Origin of the sequence: Microcoleus sp. AR_TQ3_B6, assembly GCF_036702785.1 — a bacterium.
In the GTDB taxonomy this organism is placed as follows: domain Bacteria; phylum Cyanobacteriota; class Cyanobacteriia; order Cyanobacteriales; family Microcoleaceae; genus Microcoleus.
Map to the genome: position 1 here is coordinate 1 of NZ_JAUBVJ010000185.1, position 4,425 is coordinate 4,425.

The following is a 4,425-nucleotide window of genomic DNA, read 5'->3' on the forward strand; positions in this document are numbered from 1 at the left end:
ATAATTCAGTATCAGGTAACAGGGGAATATTTAGCTATATTAAAAGGAGTGACTGCCAGCAGTATAGTTGAGCTAGTGAGTTTCGTGGTGTAGCTTTCGGGGATGCCGATATATTTTGTATCCCAGCAACAATCTACCCATAAAAGCTACCTCTGTAAATTGTGCCGCCCAACCGGCGTAAGTACCTAAGTGTTAGGAATGATTGAAGTTGGGTTAGCTATCGTCAGATAAAAATGTTACAAATTCTCTAAGATCGTGTCCGGTCGATTACCCGACCTCATGTAGGGACCCGTGAGCCAACAATATCTGCCAACAATCTCCCATCTCAAAAACCCGCCCGGCCGGGATATGATGGTCAATCGCTCGGAAATGATATGAAATGAAGCTGGGAGCAAGAAAATAGTAATTCGAGTTTTTTGGTAAGGAGAGCGGGCGAGCGAATAAAAAACTTGACCACAAAAATGGCTGCCAGGAAAGACAGAACTTAGGAAGTGGCAGAGGGCGGTGCGCCCTCCTGTGCCCACTCAGGAGTCTAGTCATATCATTTCCGGTTACACCGTCCGTGATGTTGACGGTTGACGGTTGACTGTTCACGGCGTCAACAGTGAACTCGAATTTACTATTCCGATGCTAAGGGATTTTATCTCACACAACACGCCCGATTAGAGACGTTTTTAATGAGCAATAAATATTTTTATTATGCTCACATCTTGAAAAAGTAAGAGAGTATAAATGACACCACAAAAAATGGCTTCCCAACTAATTTTTATTGATTCAAATGTAGAAGATTATCAGAGTTTAATTGACGGCATTTCTCCAAATGCTGAAGTAATTATCCTAGATAAAACGCTCGATGGCATCGAGCAAATCACCCAAAGGCTAGCAATTGAAGAAAATATAGAAGCAATCCACATCATCTCTCACGGCAGTCCAGGTGCTATACAACTCGGTGCAAATACACTCAACAGCAGCAATATAGAAAGCTTCGCCCCTGGACTTCAACAGTGGCGCAAAGCATTAATTCCCGGTGCCGATATTCTCCTCTACGGGTGTAATGTCGCCGCCGATGTATCGGTGACAACTGACATCGACTACATCCGTCACATCAGCCAGAGGTTAAAACCCCTGTCAATTAGCTTAAGTCGGTTAAAAGCGACTCAAGACAATCTTGACAATTCACTTATTGAGTCATCTTTCGATGACTTTCGCGATCGGACGAGGGCTAAAACTGCGGGCGGGACTGGTGTTAATCCCGCAAAACCAAACCAATTCCTCGATCGTCTGAGTGAATTAACAGGTGCCGACATCGCCGCCTCGGCCAACCCCACAGGCAATGCCGCACGGGGTGGAGACTGGGAACTGGAAGTACAAACAGGCGCGATCGAAACACCAATACCATTTAACGCCAATACCCTGAAAACCTACAGCGGCGTACTAGGCTTTGCCCCCAAAGTTGACTTCACAACTGGCAGTGCCCCTAGGTCCGTCAGCACCGGCGACATAAACGGCGACGGCAAACCTGATTTAGCTGTGGCGAACCGCGGCAGCAACACCACCTCCATCCTCCTCAACACCACCCCCACAGGCTCCACCACTGCCACCTTTGCGACCAAAGTAGACTTTTACACTGGGAGTCAGCCCTGGTCAGTCAGCATCGGCAACATCAACAGCGACGGGAAACCAGATGTAGCAACGGTGAACGCGTATGGCGACACCCTCTCCATCCTGTTCAACACCACCACCACAGGCGCCAGCACCCCCACCTTCGCCCCCAAAGTAGACTTAACCACTGGGCATTACCCCGAATCAGTCGGTATCGGCGATTTCAACGGCGACGGTTCACCAGATGTAGCTGTGCTCAACAGCTACAACTACACCACCTCTATCTTCGTCAACACTACCGCCACCAACACCTTTACCCCAGTAAACTTCAGCACTGGGAGTCGCCCTATTTCAGTCAGCATCGACGACATCAACAGAGACGGGAAACTTGACTTAGCAACGGCGAACGGTAACGGCAACAACACCTCCATCCTCCTCAACACCACCACCACAGGCGCCACCACCCCCACCTTTGCGACCAAAGTAAACTTCTCCACTGGCAGTGACCCCTATTCAGTCTGCATGGGCGACATCAACAGCGACGGCAAACCTGATTTAGCTGTGGCGAACTTGGCCAGCAACAACGTCTCCATCCTGCTCAACACCACCTCCACCGGATCCCCCACCCCCACCTTCGGCCCCACAGTAAACTTCACCACCGGGACTAGTCCTGGCTCCGTCAGCATCGGCGACTTCAACGGCGACGGGAAACCAGACTTAGCTGTGGCGAACTCGGGCAGCAACACCGCCTCCATCCTGCTTAACACCACCGTCAGCAACGGTATCAACCCCAGCCCCACCTTTGACCCCAAAGTTGACTTCCCCACTGGCTCTGGCCCCATTTCAGTCAGCATAGGCGACTTCAACAGCGACGGGAAACCAGACTTAGTTGTGGCGAACGCCAACAGCAACACCGCCTCCATCCTGCTCAACACTACCCCCAAAGTAACCGCTGTCACCGCCACCACCCCTGATGGCAGCTACGGTGTCGGTTCTACCATCAATCTCACCGTCACCTTCGATGCTGCTGTCAACGTCACTGGCACACCCCGACTGCAACTAGAAACAGGCACAACTGACTCTTTTGCCAACTACGCCTCTGGTAGCGGCGGTACTGTACTCACCTTCAACTATGTAGTCCAAGCCCCAGACACCTCTGCCGACTTACAATACCTGGCAACCAACGCCCTCACCCTCAACGGTGGCACAATTAAAGATAATTTGACTGTGGATGCCATCTTAACCCTCCCCGATACCGCCACAGCCAACTCACTCGGCGGTAGTAAAGCCATAGTTATTGACACTCTTGCACCTACCATCACCAGCGTCACCTCTACCACCGCTAACGACAGTTACAACACAACTGGTAACATCAACGTTACCGTCAACTTCAGCGAAGCCGTTACTTTAGCCGGTAATATGAGTGTCGCCTTAGACACGGGCGGTACTGTTACTATTGCATCTTTCAGCGGCACATCTGCTGTCGGCACTTATACTCCAGCAGCCGGACAAAATAGCACGGCTCTCAACTCAACTGGAATCACTTTAGCAGTCGGTGCAACATTGAGAGATGCTGCGCGAAATAATGCAACTTTGACTATTCCTGCGGGGCAATCTTTAGCTGATAACAAAGCCATAATTGTAGACACAACTGTACCAACTGTTGCCTTAACACCCGCATCAGCAACAACAGTAAATGGTTCATTTAGGGTCCTAGCAACATTCAGTGAAAATGTCACCGGGTTTGATAATACTGATATCACCCTCGCCAATGCGAATGTCAGTAACTTTGTCACAGTTGACGGCAAAACCTACACCTTTGATGTCACACCGAATGCTGATGGCCCCGTCACAGTTGATGTACTTGGGGCTAAAGCTACTGATACTGCGGGTAATAATAATACCCCTGCAACTCAACTGGTTCGTAATGCTGATGTTACACGGCCAACTGTTGCCTTAACATCCGTATCACCGACAACAATCAATGCACCATTTTTAGTCACAGCAACTTTCAGTGAAAATGTCACAGGATTTATAGAAAGTGGCATTAATGTTACTAACGGTACGGTGAGCGGTTTTACAGGTAGCGGCACAACTTATAATTTTACCGTTACTCCGAATGCTGATGGTAATGTCACCGTTAATGTACCGGAGGCTCAAGCGAGGGATTCTGCGAGTAATAACAATACCGCTGCCACTCAACTGACTCGTACCGCTGATTTTACACCGCCCACTGTTGCCTTAACATCAACTTCACCGACAACCATCAATGCACCATTTTTAGTCACAGCAACTTTCAGTGAAAATGTTACAGGATTTAGTTCGAGTGGGATTAATGTTACTAACGGTATGGTGAGCGGTTTTACAGGTAGCGGCACGACTTATAATTTTACAGTCACACCGAATGCTGATGGTAATGTCACCGTTGATGTACCGGAGGCTCAAGCGAGGGATTCTGCGAGTAATAACAATACCGCTGCCACTCAACTGACTCGTACCGCTGATTTTACACCGCCAACTGTTGCCTTAACATCAACTTCACCGACAACAATCAATGCACCATTTTTAGTCACAGCAACTTTCAGTGAAAATGTTACAGGATTTAGTTCGAGTGGCATTAATGTTACTAACGGTACGGTGAGCGGTTTTACAGGTAGCGGCACGACTTATAATTTTACAGTCACACCGAATGCTGATGGTAATGTCACCGTTGATGTACCGGAGGCAACAGCTACTGATACTGCGAGTAATAACAATACCGCTGCCACTCAACTGACTCGTACTGCTGATGTTACCGCACCTACTGCTAGTTTGGGTGACCTT

Annotated in this window: 1 protein-coding gene; it reads left to right on the forward strand. The window is 48.8% G+C overall.

Going from position 1 to position 4,425, the window contains the following annotated elements; genetic code table 11:
• Positions 1-732: 732 nt before the first annotated feature.
• The coding region (locus QUB56_RS36330; RefSeq protein ID WP_332961206.1) for an FG-GAP-like repeat-containing protein at positions 733-4,425 on the forward strand (3,693 nt) is incomplete at its 3' end.